20 protein-coding genes and 1 pseudogene are annotated in these 18,636 nt (G+C 68.4%); 14 read left to right on the forward strand and 7 right to left on the reverse strand.

The features are described from left to right. Positions 1-95: 95 nt before the first annotated feature. The 3 genes and pseudogenes from groEL to MLE42_RS14760 all read right to left on the reverse strand — a co-directional run. Positions 96-272: pseudogene (gene groEL, locus MLE42_RS14750) on the reverse strand (chaperonin GroEL); the annotation flags it as partial. A 168-nt stretch (positions 273-440) separates the two neighbouring features. Next, positions 441-2,066: a chaperonin GroEL gene (gene groL, locus MLE42_RS14755; RefSeq protein WP_243288641.1), complete on the reverse strand. Its 1,626-nt coding sequence runs from the start codon at positions 2,064-2,066 to the stop codon at positions 441-443. A gap of 85 nt (positions 2,067-2,151) precedes the next feature. Further along, positions 2,152-2,439: a co-chaperone GroES gene (locus MLE42_RS14760; protein WP_026852886.1), complete on the reverse strand. Its 288-nt coding sequence runs from the start codon at positions 2,437-2,439 to the stop codon at positions 2,152-2,154. Between the two features lie 212 nt (positions 2,440-2,651). Between MLE42_RS14760 and MLE42_RS14765 the strand changes: the two genes are divergently transcribed. From MLE42_RS14765 to MLE42_RS14800, 8 genes are all read left to right on the forward strand, one after another. After that, the gene (locus tag MLE42_RS14765; RefSeq protein ID WP_243288642.1) at positions 2,652-3,350 is read left to right on the forward strand and encodes a zinc ribbon domain-containing protein; all 699 of its coding nucleotides are present in this window, start codon (positions 2,652-2,654) and stop codon (positions 3,348-3,350) included. Continuing rightward, the gene (locus MLE42_RS14770) at positions 3,347-4,018 is read left to right on the forward strand and encodes a YggS family pyridoxal phosphate-dependent enzyme (RefSeq protein WP_243288643.1); all 672 of its coding nucleotides are present in this window, start codon (positions 3,347-3,349) and stop codon (positions 4,016-4,018) included. Before MLE42_RS14765 ends, MLE42_RS14770 begins: the two co-directional genes overlap by 4 nt. 77 nt (positions 4,019-4,095) lie before the next feature. Continuing rightward, a complete protein-coding gene (locus MLE42_RS14775) occupies positions 4,096-4,518 on the forward strand; it encodes an SRPBCC family protein (RefSeq protein WP_243288644.1) in 423 nt (140 codons plus the stop codon). A 162-nt stretch (positions 4,519-4,680) separates the two neighbouring features. After that, entirely contained in the window at positions 4,681-6,111 is a 1,431-nt protein-coding gene (locus MLE42_RS14780; protein ID WP_243288645.1) for a DUF4139 domain-containing protein, read from the forward strand. A 50-nt stretch (positions 6,112-6,161) separates the two neighbouring features. After that, on the forward strand, positions 6,162-6,926 hold the full coding sequence (locus MLE42_RS14785) for a DUF58 domain-containing protein (RefSeq protein ID WP_243288646.1): 765 nt from the start codon (positions 6,162-6,164) through the stop codon (positions 6,924-6,926). A gap of 86 nt (positions 6,927-7,012) precedes the next feature. After that, a complete protein-coding gene (locus MLE42_RS14790; RefSeq protein WP_243288647.1) occupies positions 7,013-7,759 on the forward strand; it encodes a hypothetical protein in 747 nt (248 codons plus the stop codon). Next, a complete protein-coding gene (locus MLE42_RS14795; RefSeq protein ID WP_243288648.1) occupies positions 7,756-8,712 on the forward strand; it encodes a VWA domain-containing protein in 957 nt (318 codons plus the stop codon). The genes MLE42_RS14790 and MLE42_RS14795 overlap by 4 nt, the downstream gene beginning before the upstream one ends. Beyond that, a complete protein-coding gene (locus MLE42_RS14800; RefSeq protein ID WP_243288649.1) occupies positions 8,709-10,241 on the forward strand; it encodes a vWA domain-containing protein in 1,533 nt (510 codons plus the stop codon). Before MLE42_RS14795 ends, MLE42_RS14800 begins: the two co-directional genes overlap by 4 nt. A gap of 74 nt (positions 10,242-10,315) precedes the next feature. On the opposite strand, the gene MLE42_RS14805 is transcribed toward MLE42_RS14800, so the two are convergent. After that, positions 10,316-10,723, reverse strand: a complete 408-nt coding sequence (locus MLE42_RS14805) for a thioredoxin family protein (protein ID WP_243288650.1) — start codon at positions 10,721-10,723, stop codon at positions 10,316-10,318. Between the two features lie 168 nt (positions 10,724-10,891). Here MLE42_RS14805 and MLE42_RS14810 point away from each other — a divergent pair, with 168 nt between their 5' ends. Next, entirely contained in the window at positions 10,892-11,239 is a 348-nt protein-coding gene (locus tag MLE42_RS14810) for a hypothetical protein (RefSeq protein WP_243288651.1), read from the forward strand. 231 nt (positions 11,240-11,470) lie between these two features. Continuing rightward, positions 11,471-11,863, forward strand: a complete 393-nt coding sequence (locus MLE42_RS14815; RefSeq protein ID WP_243288652.1) for an acyl-CoA thioesterase — start codon at positions 11,471-11,473, stop codon at positions 11,861-11,863. On the opposite strand, the gene MLE42_RS14820 is transcribed toward MLE42_RS14815, so the two are convergent. After that, on the reverse strand, positions 11,851-12,495 hold the full coding sequence (locus MLE42_RS14820; RefSeq protein ID WP_243288777.1) for a GAF domain-containing protein: 645 nt from the start codon (positions 12,493-12,495) through the stop codon (positions 11,851-11,853). The two genes, MLE42_RS14815 and MLE42_RS14820, sit on opposite strands and share 13 nt — an antisense overlap. A 56-nt stretch (positions 12,496-12,551) precedes the next feature. Here MLE42_RS14820 and cysS point away from each other — a divergent pair, with 56 nt between their 5' ends. Continuing rightward, the gene (cysS, locus tag MLE42_RS14825; RefSeq protein WP_275975954.1) at positions 12,552-13,994 is read left to right on the forward strand and encodes a cysteine--tRNA ligase; all 1,443 of its coding nucleotides are present in this window, start codon (positions 12,552-12,554) and stop codon (positions 13,992-13,994) included. Positions 13,995-14,054: 60 nt separating this feature from the next. Here the strand turns inward: cysS and MLE42_RS14830 are convergent, their stop codons facing one another. Continuing rightward, positions 14,055-15,053 (reverse strand): PstS family phosphate ABC transporter substrate-binding protein, encoded by a 999-nt coding sequence (locus MLE42_RS14830; RefSeq protein WP_243288654.1) that lies wholly within the window; start codon positions 15,051-15,053, stop codon positions 14,055-14,057. Positions 15,054-15,365: 312 nt separating this feature from the next. Between MLE42_RS14830 and MLE42_RS14835 the strand changes: the two genes are divergently transcribed. Next, positions 15,366-15,722 carry a cytochrome c3 family protein gene (locus MLE42_RS14835; protein ID WP_243288655.1) on the forward strand — a complete coding sequence of 119 codons (357 nt, stop codon included), beginning with the start codon at positions 15,366-15,368 and terminating at the stop codon, positions 15,720-15,722. On the opposite strand, the gene MLE42_RS14840 is transcribed toward MLE42_RS14835, so the two are convergent. After that, complete coding sequence (locus tag MLE42_RS14840; protein ID WP_243288656.1) at positions 15,709-16,713, reverse strand: glycosyltransferase family 9 protein; 1,005 nt, start codon at positions 16,711-16,713, stop codon at positions 15,709-15,711. The two genes, MLE42_RS14835 and MLE42_RS14840, sit on opposite strands and share 14 nt — an antisense overlap. A gap of 38 nt (positions 16,714-16,751) precedes the next feature. Here MLE42_RS14840 and MLE42_RS14845 point away from each other — a divergent pair, with 38 nt between their 5' ends. Continuing rightward, the gene (locus MLE42_RS14845) at positions 16,752-17,573 is read left to right on the forward strand and encodes a hypothetical protein (protein WP_243288657.1); all 822 of its coding nucleotides are present in this window, start codon (positions 16,752-16,754) and stop codon (positions 17,571-17,573) included. Between the two features lie 151 nt (positions 17,574-17,724). Then, complete coding sequence (locus MLE42_RS14850) at positions 17,725-18,612, forward strand: hypothetical protein (protein ID WP_243288658.1); 888 nt, start codon at positions 17,725-17,727, stop codon at positions 18,610-18,612. The last annotated feature ends 24 nt before the right edge of the window (positions 18,613-18,636 follow it).

Consider the following 18,636-nt stretch of genomic DNA (forward strand, 5'->3'; position numbering starts at 1 on the left):
CGTCGGAGAAGCCCTCCAAGCTCTCATCTCTCCCTGCATCACCAAAAAGGCCCCGCAACCGCGGGGCCTTTCCACGAACCGCAAGTCGCGGCTGATCAATACATGTCTTCCATGCCGCCCATGCCGGGGCCCGCGGGGGCGGGCGCCTTGGGCTCGGGGAGCTCAGTGATGATGGCTTCGGTGGTCAGCATCATGGCGGCCACGGAGGCGGCGTTCCGCAGGGCGGACTTGGTCACCTTGGCGGGATCGACCACGCCGAACTTCACCATGTCGCGACCATGTGGGTCGCGAAGCAGGCTCCAGTGGAGCCTGCGAAGCGGGGCCCCACAGGGAGCGAATCACCACCGTCGGAGAAGCCCTCCAAGCTCTCATCTCTCCCTGCATCACCAAAAAGGCCCCGCAACCGCGGGGCCTTTCCACGAACCGCAAGTCGCGGCTGATCAATACATGTCTTCCATGCCGCCCATGCCGGGGCCCGCGGGGGCGGGCGCCTTGGGCTCGGGGAGCTCAGTGATGATGGCTTCGGTGGTCAGCATCATGGCGGCCACGGAGGCGGCGTTCCGCAGGGCGGACTTGGTCACCTTGGCGGGATCGACCACGCCGAACTTCACCATGTCGCCGTACTCGTTGGTGGCGGCATTGTAGCCGTAGTTGTCCTTGCCCTCGCGGACGGTGTTCACGACCACGGAGCCTTCGACGCCGGCGTTGTTGGCGATCTGGCGGAGGGGCTCCTCCAGGGACTTGCGGACGATCTCGACGCCGGTGGCCTGGTCACCCGTGGCCTTCAGTGCGGTGAGCTTGGGCAGGCTGCGGAGCAGCGCGACGCCTCCGCCGGCCACGATGCCATCCTCGACGGCGGCCTTGGTGGCGTGCATGGCGTCTTCCACGCGGGCCTTCTTCTCCTTCATCTCGGTCTCGGAAGCCGCGCCCACCTTGATGACGGCGACGCCGCCCACGAGCTTGGCCAGGCGCTCCTGCAGCTTCTCCTTGTCGTAGTCGCTGGTGGAGACCTCGACCTGGGCACGGATCTGCTTCACGCGGCCCTGGATGGCCTCGCTGGCGCCGGCGCCCTCGACGATGGTGGTGTTCTCCTTGTCGATGACGATCTTCTTGGCGCTGCCGAGGTCAGCCAGCGTGAGGTTCTCGAGCTTGAGGCCCAGGTCCTCGCTGATGGCCTTGCCGCCGGTCAGGATGGCGATGTCCTCGAGCATGGCCTTGCGACGGTCGCCGAAGCCGGGGGCCTTCACGGCGGCCACGTTCAGGGTGCCGCGGATCTTGTTCACCACGAGGGTGGCCAGCGCTTCGCCATCCACGTCCTCGGCGATGATCAGCAGGGGGCGGCGGCTGTTGACAACCTGCTCCAGCAGAGGCAGGAGGTCACGCATGTTGGAGACCTTCTTCTCGTAGGCGAGGATGTAGGGGTTCTCCAGCTCGACCTTCATCTGGTCGGGGTTGGTCACGAAGTAGGGGCTGAGGTAGCCGCGATCGAACTGCATGCCCTCGACCACCGTCAGCTCGGTGTCGCGGCCCTTGGCCTCTTCCACCGTGATGACGCCATCCTTGCCGACCTTCGCCATGGCTTCCGCGATGATCTTGCCGATCTCGGCGTCGCCGTTGGCGGAGATGGTGCCGACCTGGGCGATGGCATTGCCCTCCACGGGCTTCTTGATCTCATCGATGGCGGCCACGACGGTGTCGACGGCGAGGTCGATGCCCTTCTTGATCTCCATGGTGTTGGCGCCGCTCACGACGGCCTTGATGCCTTCGCGGTAGATGGCGCGGGCCAGCACGGTGGCGGTGGTGGTGCCGTCACCGGCGATGTCGGAGGTCTTGGAGGCGACCTCGCGCACCAGCTGGGCGCCCATGTTCTCGTGCTTGTCCTTGAGCTCCACTTCCTTGGCGACGGTGACGCCGTCCTTGGTCATGAGCGGGGAGCCGAACTTCTTCTCAATGAGGACGTTGCGGCCCTTGGGGCCGAGGGTGACCTGCACCGCGTCGGCGAGCTTGTTCACGCCGCGCAGGATCGCCTGGCGGGCATCTTCGGCATAGATGATGGACTTGGCCATGTGTGTCTCCAGATTGGAAAAGGTTGGAATCGGATCGGAATCAGGCTGTCGGCCATCAGCTGATAGCTGAGAGCCGAGGGCCCCGTTAGCCGACGATCGCGAGGATCTCGTCTTCGCGCACGATCACGTGGTCGACGCCGTCGATCTTCACTTCCGTGCCGCTGTACTTGCCGATCAGCACCTTCTGGCCGGCCTTCACGGACATCGGATTGCGAGTGCCGTTCTCGTTGATCTTGCCCTCGCCGACAGCCACCACCTCGGCCTCCATGGGCTTCTCCTTGGCGGTGTCGGGGATGATGATGCCGCCCTTGACGGTCTCGGCGGCGTCGACGCGCTTCAGCACGACGCGGTCGGAAAGAGGCTTGATGGCCATGGGACCTCCTTGGAAAGAAGAGAAAGAAACGAATGGGACTGTTAGCACTCAGCCACAGCGAGTGCCAAGTCTGTCATCGGCCCACGACCTGGTCAAGCAGGATCTTCCCGAATTGTCCAAAATTTTAGTGTATTCAATTCATATTTTCTTCTATCAAATGTCAGATATCCAAATGCGAACCAGGAGCCTCGGCAGGGTGTAGCCTCAATTTCATGGAACACCTCGCCATCCTGCGCGACCTGCAAGCCACCCTGGACTATCTTCGGACCATTGAGCGCGACCTGTCGGCCCTGCCTCCTGATCTGGCGGTCCTGGACACTCGGCTCAAAGCCATCGAGAAGCAGACGGCGGAAAAGACCAAGGCCCTGGATTCGGCCCGGATCCACATCCAGGTGAAGACCAAGGAATTGGCCCAAGCCCAGAAGGAAGAAGACCGGGCCCGCGCCGCCGTGAAGACCACCAGCCAGAAGGTGCAGTACGCGGCAGCCATCCGCGAGCTGGACGAGAAAGAGCGGCTGAAGGCCTCCATCGCCAAGCCCCTGAAGGCCCTGGAGACCGAGGCGAAGGCCCTGGAGCAGGCCCTGGAGGCTCTGGAAGCCGAGCGGGCCACCCTCAAGGTGAAGTTCGACGAGCTCCACTCGGTGTTCCTGGGCGAGCATGCCAACCAGGTGGAGGGACGCAAGCAGCTCCAGACCAAGCAGGCGCAACTGGAAGCGAAGCTCTCGGCTCCGGAGGTCACGCGCTTCCATCGGCTCGCCGGCGCCCGTCAGGGACGGGTGGTGGTGCCCGTGGAGAACGGCGCCTGCACCGGCTGCCACGTCAAGCTGCGCGGCCCCTTCCTCTTCCAGCTGAAGGAGGCCAAGGGTCCCGTGGCCTGCGAATCCTGCCAGCGGATTCTCTTCCTGCCGTGAGCCTGGCGGACCGGGTCGAGGCCCTGCAGGCCCGCATCACCCGCGCCTGCGAGGCTGGGAGCCGGGATCCCGGAAGCATCGAACTCCTGCCCGTGTCGAAGAAGCAGCCGCTCGCGCTGATCCAGGAGGCCGCCGCCCTCGGTTTCACGCGGTTCGGCGAGAACTACGTGCAGGAAGGCGCCGACAAGGCTGTGGTCCTGCCCGATCTGGCCTTCATCCTCCTCGGCCCGCTCCAGCGCAACAAGGTCAGGCCCGCCCTCCAGCACTTCGCGGAAATCCAGAGCCTGGACCGCCCCGAGCTGGCGGAACGCCTGCGCCGGCTGGCGGAGGAGCTCCAGGTGGTGCGCCCCGTCTGGATCCAGGTGGACCTCTGGAACGAAGCCACCAAGCTCGGCGGCTGCGCCGAGGCGGATCTGCCCGCCTTGATCGGGGCCCTGGGCGACGATCCCCGCTTGCCCCTGCGCGGGCTCATGGCCATCCCCCCGCCGGAAGACGACGGCGCCTTCGCCCAGCTTGCGGCCCTGCGGGACCGGCTGCAGCAGGATCTGGGCCGGCCCCTGCGCCTCAGCATGGGCATGAGCGCCGACCTGGAGGCGGCCATCGCCGCGGGATCGGACCAGATCCGCATCGGCACTGCGTTCTTCGGCGAGCGGGTGTACGCCCGGTGAGCCATCCTGTCCGGAGGTAGGGCCTCGCGGCCCTGCCCGCTTCGTGGTTCGATGATTCCTTCGTCCCCGGAGTCCCCATGACCACGATCAAGACCGCCACGGCCTCGCTGCCCGTCTCCGCTGAAGCGCTGTACGCCTTCCTCTCGGACCTGTCGAAGCACCGCGCCTTCCTGGAACCGGCCGCCATGAACTTCCAGGGGGAAGCCGACCGGCACAGCTACGTCATCGAGGTCATGGGCATGAAGATGCCCCAGGAGCTGGTGGTGAAGGAGCGTGTGCCCGGCCAGCGGGTGGTGCTGGTGCCCGGCGCGAAGAAGATGTTCGACCACGAGCTGCGCTTCGAGATCGTCCCGGCCGGCGAAGGCTGCACCCTGCGCCTGGTGGACGAGGCCGACATCCCCATGATGATGGCCATGATGGGCGCCGAGAAGCTCCTCCAGGCCCAGCTGGACAGCGGCCTGGCCCGCATCCAGGAGCTGGCGGCCAGCGGAACCCTTTAAACACCCGCAGAGGATGCGGAGGATGAGCCTTTGCCTTCTCCGTATCCTCCGCTTCCTCAGCGATCTCCGCGAAAGTTTTTATCTTTCCCGTGAAAGGCGCCTCTGTCTCGCGACATCACCAGGTATCGTGCCCTAGCCCGGCACCCATCTCCTGGAGGTCCCATGCGCCCCACCCTGCTGCTTGCCGCCCTGCCCTCGCTCCTGATCGCCCAGGAGTCCGTCACCACGCTGAAGGACCAGAAGGCCCTGGCGGTGACCATCTACAACGACAACCTGGCCCTGGTGAAGGACACCCGGGAGGTGCGGCTGGGGAAGGGCGAGTCCCGCCTGGCCTTCCAGGAGGTGTCGGCCCAGATCCGGCCCGAGACGGCGTTGCTGCGGAACCTCACCCACCCGAAGGACTTCTGGGTGGCCGAGCAGAACTTCGACTTCGACCTGCTCACGCCCCAGAAGCTGCTGGAGAAGTATGTGGGCGAGAAGGTGACCGTGGTGCGCGGCGTGCCCAACGAATCCGGCGCGGGGGCGAGGGAGGTCCGCGAGGAGGCCACGGTGCTGGCCACCAACAATGGCACGGTGCTCCAGTTCGCGGACCGCATCGAGACCAGCGTGCCCGGCCGCCTCGTCTTCCCCAAGGTGCCCGGCACCCTGCGGGCCCGGCCCACGCTGGTGATCAGCCTCAACAGCGGCGTCGACCGGGAGCAGAAGCTGGAGCTGAGCTACCTCACGGGTGGCCTCTCCTGGCGGGCCGACTACGTGGCCAACCTGGCGCCGGACGAGAAGACCCTCGACCTCAGCGGCTGGGTGACCCTCACCAATCAGAGCGGCGCAGCCTACCCCAACGCCACGCTCCAGCTGGTGGCGGGGGATGTGAATCGGGTCCAGCAGCGTCCGGAGCGTGCCTATGCCGCCGTGGAAGTCCTGGCCAGGGCCGCTCCCGCCCCGCCGAAGATGGCCGAGGAGAGCCTCTTCGAGTACCACCTCTACACCCTGGACCGCCCCACCACCCTGGCGGTGAACCAGACCAAGCAGGTGGCCCTGCTCAGCGCCAGCGCCGTGCCCGTTCGCAAGGAGTACCTGCTCCAGGGGCAGACCTACTACTACACCGGCAGCTACGGCGACCTGGGCGACAAGCAGAAGGTGGGCGTGTTTGTCGAGTTCGACAACAAGGAAGCCAGCCGCCTGGGCATGCCGCTCCCCAAGGGCATCGTCCGCGTCTACAAGCGGGATAGCGAGGGCCGCGCGCAGTTCGTGGGCGAGGACAGCGTGGACCACACCCCGAAGAACGAATTGGTCCGCCTGAAGCTGGGCGATGCCTTCGACGTCACGGCGAGGCGCAAGCAGACCGACTACAAGAGCCTGGGCCGGCAGGGGAAATACGGCTTCGTCCACGAGTCCGCCTTCGAGATCGAGCTGAAGAACGCCAAGAAGGAGCCCATCACCGTTACCGTGCTGGAGCCCATGCCAGGCGACTGGGAGGTGCTCCAGAGCAGCCACCCCTGCACCAAGGCCGCCGCCGGCACCGGAAAGTTCCAGGTGGCCGTCCCGGCAGAAGGCAAGGCCACGCTGACCTATCGGGTGCGGGTGAAGTGGTAGGCCGAAGAGGGGCATGAACGCGACGCGATCCTCGGCCATACTGAACCCCCATGCCCCTCCCCGCCCGCTTCCTCGCCCGCCTGCGACGCCTGCCTCTGCGCCTCCGCGGGCGGCTGGGCGGCGGCACCGAGGGCCTGCATCCTTCGAAGCTCAAGGGCGCCGGACTCACCTTCGTGGAGAACCGGCCCTACGTGCCCGGGGACGACCCGCGCTTCATCAACTGGCCCCTGACTGCCCGCACGGGCGAGCCGATCATGAAGCGCTTCGAGAGCAGCCGCGACCTGGTGCTCTGGCTGGTGGTGGATCCCTCGCCCTCCATGTTCCTGGGTGATCCCGTTTCGCCGCTGCGCTGGGCCCTGGAGCTCTGCGGCGCCGCCTTCGCCACCCTCCAGGCCACCGGCGACCGCCTGGGCCTCATCGTCCCCGGCGACGGCCGCACCCCGGCCCTGCGCATCGCACCCAAGCGGGGCCGCATCCACGGCCTGCGCATCCTGGAGACCCTGGCCGAGCGCGGCCCCTCCATTCCCACGGAGGCCGCCTGGCGCGAGGCCCTGGGCCACTGGGGTGAGCATGGCAAGGGGCACCGCCTCTGGCTCTTCAGCAACGGCGCGGGCCTGCAGGGCCTGGCGCCCCTCCTGAAGCCCCTGGCCACGCGGCACCGGCTGGTCTGGTTCCAGCCGGAGACGCCCGAGGGGCCCAAGGCCCCGACCTGGCCCGACCCGGGCTTCTCCCCTGCCATCGAGCGGCAGCGCTGGAACCTCCTGGAGGATCCCATCGTGAAGCTGAACGCCTGGCTGCGGGCGGGGGGGGCCTAGGCATGGGTGGTTCCGTCCATCGCCCGTCCTGGTTCGGAATCCGCGCGCGGATTCCGGGATATCAAAAGATCACATGCTTGATGGCGATGGGCCTCTGGGCCGGGGCCGCGCCCGCCTGGAAGGCGCCGGGTCAATTGAAGCTCGGGGAGTTGCAGGTGCTGGAGCTGCGGGAGGAGGATCCTGCGGCGCCCGCCCCGCCGCGGCCCACGGTGGAGGATCGCCTGGGGCCCCTGCGCCTGCGTTCCATGGAGCCCCTGCCGGACGGGCGCGGCTGGCGCTTCCAGGTGCAGGCCCTGGAGCCGGGGCTGGCGGTGATCCCCGCCCTGGACCTGGGCAATGGCCAGCGGGCTCCGGAGCTGCGGCTGGACGTGCCCCGCACCATCCCCTACGGCGGGCCCTGGGTGGGCTTCGGCGGCGGGAACGAGGATCTCCTGCCGGCCATCCCCTTTCCCTGGGCCTGGGCCAGCCTCCTGCTGCTGCCCCCGCTCGCGCTGGCCTTCTGGGCCATCCGCCGCTGGCGGAAGGGCTCGGCCAAGCGCCGCCTGCACCACGCGGCCCAGGTCTTCCGCCGGCACTGGCCGCCGGCCCAGCGGGACCGCACCGCCCTCGACGCCGCCCACGCCTTGGGCCGCGACCTGCTGGCCGCCCGCTTCGGGGACGCCGCCCGCGCCTGGGGTCCCGCGGAGTTCCAGGCCCGCAACCTGGGCCCCTGGGACCAGTGGACCAGGAGCCTGGATGCGGCCCGCTTCGGCCGGACCGAACCGCCCTTCCCGGCCCCGGAGCCGCTGGTGGCCGCCCTGGATGCCCGCGGCGACCAGAAGGGAGACGCATGATCGCCCTGCGCCAGCCCCTCCTTCTGCTGGTGGCCGTGCCCCTGCTGGTCTGGGCCTGGCGAGTGGTCTACCGCTGGGGCATCCCCTCGTCGCGACCCTCCAGCGCCCTGGCGCGCCTCAGCTCCCACTGGCTGCCGCCGGTGTTGGCCCTGGCCCTGGGCCTGGCCGCGGCGGGTCCCGAGTGGCGCCGACCCGTGCGGGGCGAGGCCCCCGTGGTGGACTTCGCCGTGGTGCTGGACGGCAGCAGCAGCATGAAGATCCTCGACCGGCCGGACGAGGACCGCTGGCACGCGGCCCGCCGGACCCTGGCCCAGTTCGTCCAGCGCCGGCCCGATGACCGCTTCGCCCTCATCCTCTTCAGCGCCCATCCGGTGACCCTGAGCCCCCTCACCGCCGACCACACGCGCCTGCTCCGCATGCTGGCCCGCCTCGACCTCGACAGCCGCGACGACGGCACGGCCATCGGCTCCGCCCTCATGACCGCCGTGCGGCGCCTGGAGGACAGCCCCGCCCGCAGCCGGGTGATCCTCCTCATCACGGACGGCGTGCAGAACCGCGGCCGGGTGACGCCCGTGGAGGCCGCGGAAGAGGCCCAGCGCAACGGCATCCGCATCCACGCGGTGGCCATCGGCACCGACGGCGAGAGCCTGGTGCCCCTCGAGGGCGGCGGCTTCGCCCGCCTCCGCGTGGAGGTGGACCATGCCACCCTGAAGCAGGTGGCGCACCTCACCGGTGGCGAGTCCTTCAGCGCCGAGGATCCCGGCGGCCTGGCCCGCAGCCTCGCCTCTGTCGACCAGCTGGAGAAGACGCTCCTGCCCGTGGATCAGCCCACGGAAGGCGAGCCCCTGGCGCGCTGGTTCCTCCTGGCGGCGGCCCTCCTGGCGCTGCCCCTGGCCGCGGACCTCGCCTTCAAGCGCGGCAAGCCGCGGCCCGCCTGGGTGGAGGGACCATGAACCTGCCCTTCGCCCTACCCTTCACTCACCCTTGGTTTCTGGCGCCCTTCGGCGCCGCGGCGGCCGTGGCCCTCGCCCTCGCCCTGCGCGCCCACCTGCGGCCGGGCCTGGGCGTGCAGGTCGTGGGCCAGCGCCCGCTCTGGCAGGGCCTGGGCATGGCGTTGATGCTGGCGGGCCTGGGGCTCGGCCTGGCGGAACCCCGCTGGGGCCTGCCGGAGTTCCCGAGGCTGACCGTGCACGTGGTGCTGGACGCCAGCCGGTCCATGACCGTGCCCGATGCGGGGGGCCGCTCGCGCTGGGACGCCGCCGTGGCCGCCCTGGACCGCATCTGGTCCCAGCCCCAGGCCGGCCTGCGCTGGAGCCTGGATCTGCTCACCGGCGACGACATCCCCCTCCAGCCCCCTGGCGAGGACCGCACCCTGCTCCGCGAGGCGCTGCGGGCCGTGGTGCCCGGCGAGGTGGGCTCTCCCGGCACCAGCCTGGGCCGGGGCCTGCCCCAGGTGGCCGCCCAGGCCGACCGGGACACGCCCGCCGTGATCCTCCTGCTCAGCGACGGCGAGGAGACCTGGGAAGCCCCCGAAGCGGCCATGGACCGCGCTGTCGAAACCTTGAAGAAGGCGAAGCTCCCGGTTTGCGTGCTGGCCTTCGGCGACGGCCAGCCCCACGCCGTGCCTGCCAAGCCCAGCCCAGAGGGCCAGCCTCCGGCCCAACCCACCTCGGCGGAACCCGCCGTGAGCACGGCCCATCCGGAGTTCCTGGCCCGCCTGGCCCAGGCCACCGGGGGCCAGGTGTTCACGAACGGCGAGACGGCCGCCGCGGGGCTCCAGTCCCTCGCCGCCGGCAAGCTGCCCCTGCCCGCCCGGCGTTCCCTCCAGCCCGCCCATCCCGAGGTGGGTGCCTGGCTGGCCCTGGCGGGACTGGCCCTCTGGCTGGCCTTCGCCGGCAAGCCCATGGCCCGGTGGCGGCCCGCCCTGCTCTTCCTGCTGGCCCTGGCCGCGCCCCTCCGCGCCCAGTCCGGGAAGGCCTGGGCGCCCCCCAGCGTGAAGGCCTGGTTCGCCCAGCGGGCCCTGGAGAACGGGGATCTGCCCGGGGCCCGCCGGTGGCGTCCGGACGACGCCAAGCCATCTCATGTGCTCTTGGCCGCCCAGATCGACCTGAGGACCGGCCTTCCCGAAGATGCCCTGAAGGCGCTGTCTCCCCTGGTGGGCCAGGGAGCCCCGCGACCCCTGCCGCCCTGGCGCACACCCGCCCTGCTCCTGGCTGCCCGGGCGCACTGGTCGGCCAACCGCCCCGCCGAGGCCCGGGCCCTGCTGGAACGCCTGCTGCTGGAGCATCCGGGCCAGCCGGACGCCATCCACGATCTGCAGACTCTGGTGAAGGACGCCACGCCGCCACCGCCCAATCCGAAGACCCCTCCGCCGCCCCCGCCGCCCCGTCCCAGCATGGGCGCCCAGCAGGACGAGCTGGAGGGCATCAAGCAACGCCTGCCCAAGCCCCCGAAGACCCCGGGAGGCGTGAAGGATTTGTAAGGCTGTCAGCTCTCAGCTAATGAAACGGCGGCCCGTAGGCCGCCGTGCTTTGACCGATGGCTGACAGCTGATAGCTACTTCTGTCCCAGCCAGGCCGCGAACTCGGCGCCGGTGCGGAAGGCGCCCACCTGGCGGCGGACCTCCTTGCCGTTGGCGTCGAGGATCACCATGGTCGGGAAGGCTTCGAGGCCGAACTTGTCGGCCAGCTTCTTCCCCTCGGGCAGGGGGGTGCGGTCCCGCTTCTCCACGAGGGCGGAGAAGGGCACCACCTTGGCGAGGGCGGCCTGGCCCTCGGCGCTGGGGAAGACGCTCTTCTGGAGGTACTGGCAGGGCGGGCACCACTCGGTCCAGAGGTCCATGAAGATGACCTTCTTTTCGGCCTTGGCGCGCTTGAGGGCGGCCTGGTAGTCGTGCTCCCACTTCACGGGTCCCTGGGCCACCAGGGGCGCGGCGATGAGCAGGAGGGCGGCGAGAGCTTTCATGCTGGAACTCCGGAGAGAGGGCGGATGCACCGCACAGGACGTTGGATGGAGCCAACCGGGCTTCCGTTCCATCTCCCAGGATACCCGGGCTAATCCGGCGGGTCAGAACCCCGTAATCCCAGGTGAATCGGCGAGTGCCGAACCCCTTTCCTTCCAAGGAGGCCGCCCATGCGCGCCGTCATGATCCCGCTGGCCCTGGCGGCCAGCCTCAGTCTTCCTCTGGCCGCGCAGACCGCGCGGTTCCTCAAGGTGGACATCGTCTCCAAATCCTTCCAGCACCATGCCAGGCACAAGGACATGGACGGCCCCACCGAGGTGCATGTCCGCATGCCCATCAGCCTGGCGAGCGGCATCCTCGACATGGCCGGACAGGGTGAGATCAAGATCAACGGAGAGACGAAGAAGGGCATGAAGCCCGAACAGCTCCAGAAGCTGTTGGCCGACGCCAAGCCGGGCGACCTGCTCCTGGAAGTCACCACGGACAAGGGCGATCACATCCGCGTCACCATCGAGTAGCCGGGAGCCCCTCCGTGCATCTCAAGGCCCCGCCAGGCGGGGCCTCTTTGTGTCCGCTGGAGCCGTGGAATCGCTGACCGAACTCCGAGTGCGCTATGCCGAGACGGATGCCATGGGCATCGTCCACCACGGGGCCCCATCCGCGATCGCAAGCGCAGCGCCGCGGGAGCGGGAGGACAGCGCGGGGCGCTGTCCGATATGGGGGTAGTCAGAGTGGTGGATAATCCAGCCATGGAATCGCTGACCGAACTCCGAGTGCGCTATGCCGAGACGGATGCCATGGGCATCGTCCACCACGCGACCTACCCGGTGTGGATGGAGCTGGGCCGCAGCGATTTCCTGCGGGAGCTGGGCCAGAGCTATGCGGATTGGGAGGCCCGGGGCGTGCGCCTGGTGGTCAACGAGATCCGCGTCCGCTTCCGCTCGCCGGCGCGCTATGACGAGCTGGTGCAGGTCCACACCTTCCTCCGCGAGGCTGGCCGGCGCCGCGTGGTGTTCGGCTACCGCATTCAGCGGGACGGGACGTTGCTGGCCGAGGGCGAGAGCACCCACCTGGTGGCCGGCTCGGACAACCGGGCCCGGGTGCTTCCGGATGATCTCCTGGAGCTGATTCAGCGCCCCTGAAGCTCCGTCTGCAGGCACAGGCAATTGGACATCAGGGCCGCCAGGGCATCCATGACCCCCCGCCGGCTCTCGCTGAAGGCATCGGTCTGGAAGCTCTGGAAGCTCACCAGACCCACAGGCCGCCCGCCCGTTCCCAGCGGGATGCCGTACCAGGAATGGGGGATGAGGCCCGTGGCCTGTTCCGCGGCGGTCAGCAGGCTTCCGGCCGCCTGCCCCTCCTCCATGGTCCGGATGTAGATGGCCCGGTGGCCGGAGAGCACACGTTCGGACAGCCCCGCCCGTTCGGAGAGCCGGCGCGAGGGATGCTGCCGGACGCGCCCGCCTTCGTGGTAGAGCACGAAGTCCAGCTGATCGTGGTCCCAATCCGCGAGGGCCACGTAGAAGCAGGCCAGGCCCAGGGGCTTGAAGCAGACCTCCATGAGGGCCTCCCCCAGCTCGCGGGGGGAAAGGCCGGGGCGAAGGCGCTTCGCGGCGCCCAGGAGGAGATCCCGATCCTCGTCCAGATGCCGCACCAGCTCCTGGGTCTCCTCCATGCGGTTCCGGAGCGCCCGGTTCTCCTCCTCAAGCTGACGCAGCCGCTCCTCCCGTCCCACCGACGCGAGGTCCCTGGTCTTTCCGCCGAAGAAACCCATGGGGCACACGAAGCCTTCAGAAGAACCGATAAAGATGGTTACCTAGTGCCATGAAGATGCGGCGGCCGATCTCCCTTTTCAACACCCTGACCCGAAAGATCGAACCCGTGGTGCCTGTGGTGCCTGGGTCACTCTCGTTGTACACCTGCGGTCCCACGGTCTACAACTACGCACATATTGGAAATTTACGGACGTTCCTCTTCCAGGACCTGCTCAAGCGGACCTTCCAGGCCGCTGGCCATGAGGTCCGCCACTGCATGAACATCACGGATGTCGAAGACAAGATCATCCGGGATTCCCAGGGTGGCCTGCCCGCGGACGCCTCCAACGAGGCCCGCCACAGGGCCATGACGGCCCTCACCGAGCGCTTCACGGCCATCTTCTTGGAGGACCTGGACACCCTCCGCATCCGGAAGGCGGACTTCCTGCCCCGGGCCACCGCCTACATCCCCCAGATGATCCGCCTGGTGCAGGACCTCGAAGCCAAGGGCCTGGCCTATGCCCGTGAAGGCAGCGTCTACTACCGCATCGCCGGCCTGCCCCAGTACGGCTGCCTGGCCCACCTGGACCGGGAGGGCATGCAGGCGGGCGCCTCCGTGGACGCCGACGAATACGAACGGGACTCCGTCACCGACTTCGTCCTGTGGAAGGCCGCCAAGCCCGGCGAGCCCTCCTGGGACAGCCCCTGGGGGCCCGGCCGGCCCGGCTGGCACATCGAGTGCTCGGCCATGGGCATGGAGCTGCTGGGCGAGCGGGTGGACATCCACAGCGGGGGCGTTGATCTGATCTTCCCCCACCACGAGAACGAGATCGCCCAGAGCGAGGGCTGCCTGGGCCACCGCTGGGTGAACCACTGGGTCCACGGCGAGTTCCTGCTGGTGGAAGGCCAGAAGATGTCCAAGAGCCTCGGGAACTTCTTCACCCTGCGCGACCTCATCGCCAAGGGCGTGGACCCCATCGCCCTGCGCTACGCCATCCAGAGCAACCACTACCGCAAGGTGCTGAACTTCAGCTTCGAGGGCCTGCGCGCCGCCGATAACTCCCTCAAGCGCATCCGGGCCTTCCGCAAGCGCATGGAGGGCGAGGGCCAGGCCGGCGGTGGCCCCTGGGCGGAAGCCATCGATCCCATGACCCGCCTGGACCAGGCGCGTGAAGCCTTCTGGGCGGCCATGGCCGACGACCTCAACACCCCCGAGGCCCTGGCGGCCATCTTCACCCTCATCAGCGACTTCAACGCCCAGGACGACCACGTGGCCCTCACCCGTGAGGAGCGCGGCGCCGTGCTGGCCTTCCTAGACGAGGCCGATGCCATCTTCGCCGCCTGGCCTCACGAGGAGGCCAGCCTCGACGCCGAGGTGGAGGCGCTCATTGAGGCCCGGAAGGCCGCCAAGGCCGCGAAGAACTGGGCCGAAGCCGACCGCGTCCGCGACCAGCTCAAGGCCATGGGCATCGTGCTGGAAGACCGCAAGGACGGAACGGTCGGTTGGCGGAAGGGGTAGTCCTTCCCCACGCAGAAAGGCCCTCGTGCCTGGGCACGAGGGCCTTTCTGCGCGACGGTCTCAGCGGCTGAGGCGCTTCAACGCGATCTGGATGAATTCCGGGGGGCCGGGGAGGAGGCCGGAATCCGCCACGGCGTTCTGGCCCTCCTGGGTCAAGAGGAAGTGGATCACCTCGTTGACGGCGGGTGGGAGGGGCTGGCCGGGGGTCCGGTTCAGGTAGGCGTAGAAGAGCCGGGGCATGGGGTACTTGCTGGTGGTGACCGCCTCCTGGTTCGGGAAGCGGGCGTCTTCGATGTGGTAGGGCGTCACCGGCAGCACCTTGTTGGCGAAGTACCAGGAGGCCATGGTGCCGAAGGCGATGCCCGCCCGGTCGGTCATGACCGCCTCGGCCAGCGCCGAGGAATCGCCGCGTTCCTGGATGCCGGGCCGGTACTCGCCCTTGAGCATGGCCTGGGTGGCGAAGGAGGTGCGGGTGTTCGTCCCCTCGGCCCGCGCATAGGCGACGATGGGCATCTTGGCCCACTCCCCCTTGACTCCGAGGTCACCCCAGGTGAGGGCCGGCGCCTTGCCGCCGCCGAGGCGGGTCCGGGAGTAGATGGCGTCCAGCTGCTCCATGGTGATGGAAGTGATCGGATTGGCCTTGTTGACGAAGACGATGTTCGCGTCCAGGCAGACGGGGATGCGCATGGGCATGTAGCCGAACTTCGTCTGGAAGGCCTTGGTCTCTTCAGGCGTGAACTCGCGGTCGGCGAGGATGAGCAGGGCGGTGCCGTCCTGGAAGTCCTTGACCGCCTCCTTCGTGAGCTTCGACCGGTAGATCAGATTGGCTTCGGGATGGAACTTCCGGAAACCGGCGGACCATTCGTCGCCGAGATCCATGAGCTCGTCCGCCCCCGGCAGGTCGATGGGGCCTTTCACCGCGGCCTGGGCCTGGTAGCGGGGAATCGAGACGGGCACCTTCGCCCGGGTCTGGGCCGTCTGGGCCTTGAGCCCAGTGAAACAGCACATCCCCAGTGCCACGGCCATGCCCGCGACGAGGTAGGTGTGATTCCCTCTCATATGGACCCCTTGTTGAATCAGGCATTCCGACCGGGATCCCCCCCTGCCGGTCCCCTGAGTGTTCCCTGGTTAACTACCAATGACCTGGAAAGATGCCGCCATAAATGCCCTTTAGGTCGCCATCGTACACCCGAACCCCAATCCCCCCGGTCCCCACATGGAAACGTGACCCGGATCACGCCGGAGGCAAAAACGCCCTCCAGGTCTGCATCTACGGAACCGCCCTGGATTCTGTCCTCTGGATCGGGATCCAGCCTCCGGTAGACTGCTCGTGAATCTGGCGGCCCCGCCCCGCCGGCCCGAGGGATCGCCATGGCACTTGCCCGTTGTCTAGCCAGTCTGCTCTGCGGCCTGCTCATGGCGGCTCCGATGTCGGCCCAGGATCCAGCCACCCACAAGCTGCCGGAGCACCATGCGAAGGCGGGCGTCCACTGCTTCGACTGCCACCACGAGGAGAAGCCCACCAAGAAGGCCGTGGCTTCCGATTCGTGCATGACCTGCCACGGCGACTACCCCGCCATGAAGGCCATGACCAAGGACGTGAAGCCCAACCCCCACGATTCGCACCTGGGCGAGATTCCCTGTACGGAATGCCACCGCCAGCACCAGGCTCCCAAGGTGAAGTGCCTGGAATGCCACGAGGGCAAGTTCAAGTTCAATATCCGCTGAGGTTTCCCGGCGGTTCCAGGAGGGCTGCGCGCACCACCTCCGGGGCCAGTTCCTCCAGGCACTGGCGCCGCTGGCAAGCGCGCTCCCGGCACGGGGAGCAGCTGATGCCTGTGCGGAGCACGCGTCCGGCACCCACGGGCAGGCCGGCCACCACGGGGTCGCTGGAGCCGTAGAGGCCCAGGGCCGGCACGCCCAGGACGACCGCCAGGTGCAGGAGGCCCGTGTCCGGCGCCACCACCCGATCCGCCTGCCGCAGGGCCGCCGCCAGCTGCCAGAAGCCCAGGCGGGGCAGGGATGGAACTCCTGTCTCTCCAGGCAGCCAGCCGCGGAGGTCCTCCTCCTCGGGGCCCAGGGACCACCGCAGGTCCCACCGGTCCTTCAGCATCCGGGCGAGGGTGATCCAGTGGCGCAGGGGCCAGCGCTTGATGGCGCCGCGGCGGGAGGCGCCGGGCACCAGCACGGCCCGGGGTCTGGTCCCTTCCGACCAGGCCTCGCCAGGATCCGGCAGATCCACCGCCTGGAGCACGGGCCTGAAGCGGCCCAGGCCCGGAACGCCCCGGTCCCGCCCGAAGGCCTCGGCCAGCCCCAGGGCCTGGTCGTACCGGGTCTGACGGCGGAAAGGAAGCGGATGAGTCTGGAGCGATCCCCCGAACTCTTTGGTGACGCCATCGCCCCAGCGCTCGGGGATGGCCGCCAGCTTCGGGATGAGGGCCGCCTTGAGGATGCCGTGGAAATCCAGGCTGGCTTCGGCATCCCGCACCAGGCCTGCCACGCGCCGCAGCTCCGGCAGGGCCGACAGGGGGTTCGAGAGACGCTTCCGGCGCACGATCACTGGTTCCAGCCAGGGGAGCGGTTCCAGCAGGAACGCGTGGCGGTCCTCCACCACGGCCCGGAAGCGCGCTCCGGGGAAGGCCTCCTGGAGGTTGGCCCAGGCCGGCATCACCCGGAGGATGTCGCCGAGGGCGGAGAGGCGGAGCAGGACCAGATCCATGTCCCCATGCTACCTGCGGCTTTCGTTACGCTGGTGGCATGAAGCCCTTCGCCATGGACCAGTCCAAGAATCCCCCGGCCCTCAACGGGTTGGACCGCCTGCTCCGCCGCTTCGGCAGGAGCGCCTACATGGTGGCGGTCCTGCTGATGTACGCCCTCGTCTCCACGGCGCTGGGCCTCGCCTTGGCGCCGGCCCTGTGGGCCTGGGCCCAGGTCCATCCGGGATTGCAGAGGCTCCCCGGCGTCCTGCCCTGGGTGGCCCAGGGGATTGTCCTGGCCGTCTGCTTCTTCATCTTCGGCCTGACCCTGCTGGTGGTGGTACCCCTCTACAACTGGCTGCTACCCACCCGGGTGAAGCCCTTCAAGGGCGGCTACTACACCTTGCATGCGGTGCCCTGGTTCCTCCACAACGGGCTCTTCTACCTGGTGCGCTACACCTTCCTGCCCTTCGTGACCCTCACGCCCTTCGGGGTGTGGTTCCTCAAGGCCATGGGCATGAAGGTCGGGCGCCATGCCTTCATCAACACGGAATACATCAGCGACCCCCAGCTCATCACCATCGGCGACGACGCGGCCCTCGGCGGCAGCGTGCGCCTCTGCGCCCATTACGGCGGCGCCGGGAATCTGGTCATCGCCCCCGTAACCGTCGGAAACCGCGCCACCCTCGGCCTGGCCTGCTGTGTCATGGGCGACGTGGTCATCGGCGACGACGCCACCATCCTGCCCGAGAGCGTGGTGTTGCCGGGAAGCCGGGTGGGGGCGGGGGAGACCTGGGGCGGTGTCCCCGCGCGGAGGATCGAGCGCGAGGACATGGCGAGGATCAAGGCCGAGATCCGGGGCCTGCCTGAAACCACCAGGTGACACCGCCTGCGGTCTCCGATGCTCACCGCTCGCCGGGTGCCCGAAGCTTTGGGATAAGCCGAGATAAAAGGCAGGCTAGTCAAAGCTGGACCATGGAACCACAATGGACGTTTTCCCCCGGGGGACGCCCCCTCAACTTTGGGTCATGCTGATGCGTACATTCGCCCTTCTTCCTGCCCTGCTCCTCCCCGCCGCCCTGATCGCCCAGGCGCCCGCCGCGTCCCTCGGGGACCGGCTGAAGGCAGAACGCCCGGCCGTGGACAAGCTGGTGGCGGACCTCCAGTACCCCGAGGCCATGAAGCGGGCCGAGAGCCTCCTTCCCGCCACCAAGCCCGCGTTCGACAAGACCAACAACCAGACCATGGTCCAGAGTGCCGTGACCTACATGGACCTCGGCCAGGCCTACCGGATGGCCGTGGAGACCGCAGACGCGGCCGGCTACTGGGAAAAGGCCCTGGAATACGCGAAGACCGCCAAGGCCCTGGCCGTTGAAAGCTACGAGGCGATCAAGGAGCCCTTCGGCCAGACCGTCACCTACTACACCCAGGCCGGCGCCCGGGCCAAGCAGGTGCTCGAGGAGAACGACGCCCGCATCAAGGAGCTGAAGGGGAAGAGCGTCCTCGATCCCGGCGAGCGCCAGGAGCTGGACCTCGCTCTGGGGGTGGAGAAGGAACAGGCGGATGACGCCAAGTGGGTGAAGTTCTTCCAGACCTATCTCGACGTCACCAAGCGCGAGACCGAGGCCTATGATCCCCTGGTGAAGGTCATGGAGGAGAAGCTCAAGGGCGAGGCCAACCAGGTGGAGGAGTACAAGGCCGGCAAGGGCGACAAGCTCAAGTGGGTCGAGGCCGTGGTCTCCAGCCCGGCCTACCTCGAAGCCCAGGGCGACAAGGCTGGCAAGGCGCGCTTCCTGTACCGCCTGTCCGTCGTGGACCCCGAGAGCAAGAAGGTCCAGCACCAGCTCGACGTCCTGTTCGGGAAGGCCCCGGCCACGCCCGTGAAGCCCGCCAAGCCCGTCAAAAAGGGAAAGAAGGGCTGAACCCCTCCTGGGCCTTGTACCCTG

It is taken from the genome of Geothrix terrae (genome assembly GCF_022808775.1).
Taxonomy (GTDB): Bacteria; Acidobacteriota; Holophagae; order Holophagales; family Holophagaceae; genus Geothrix; species Geothrix terrae.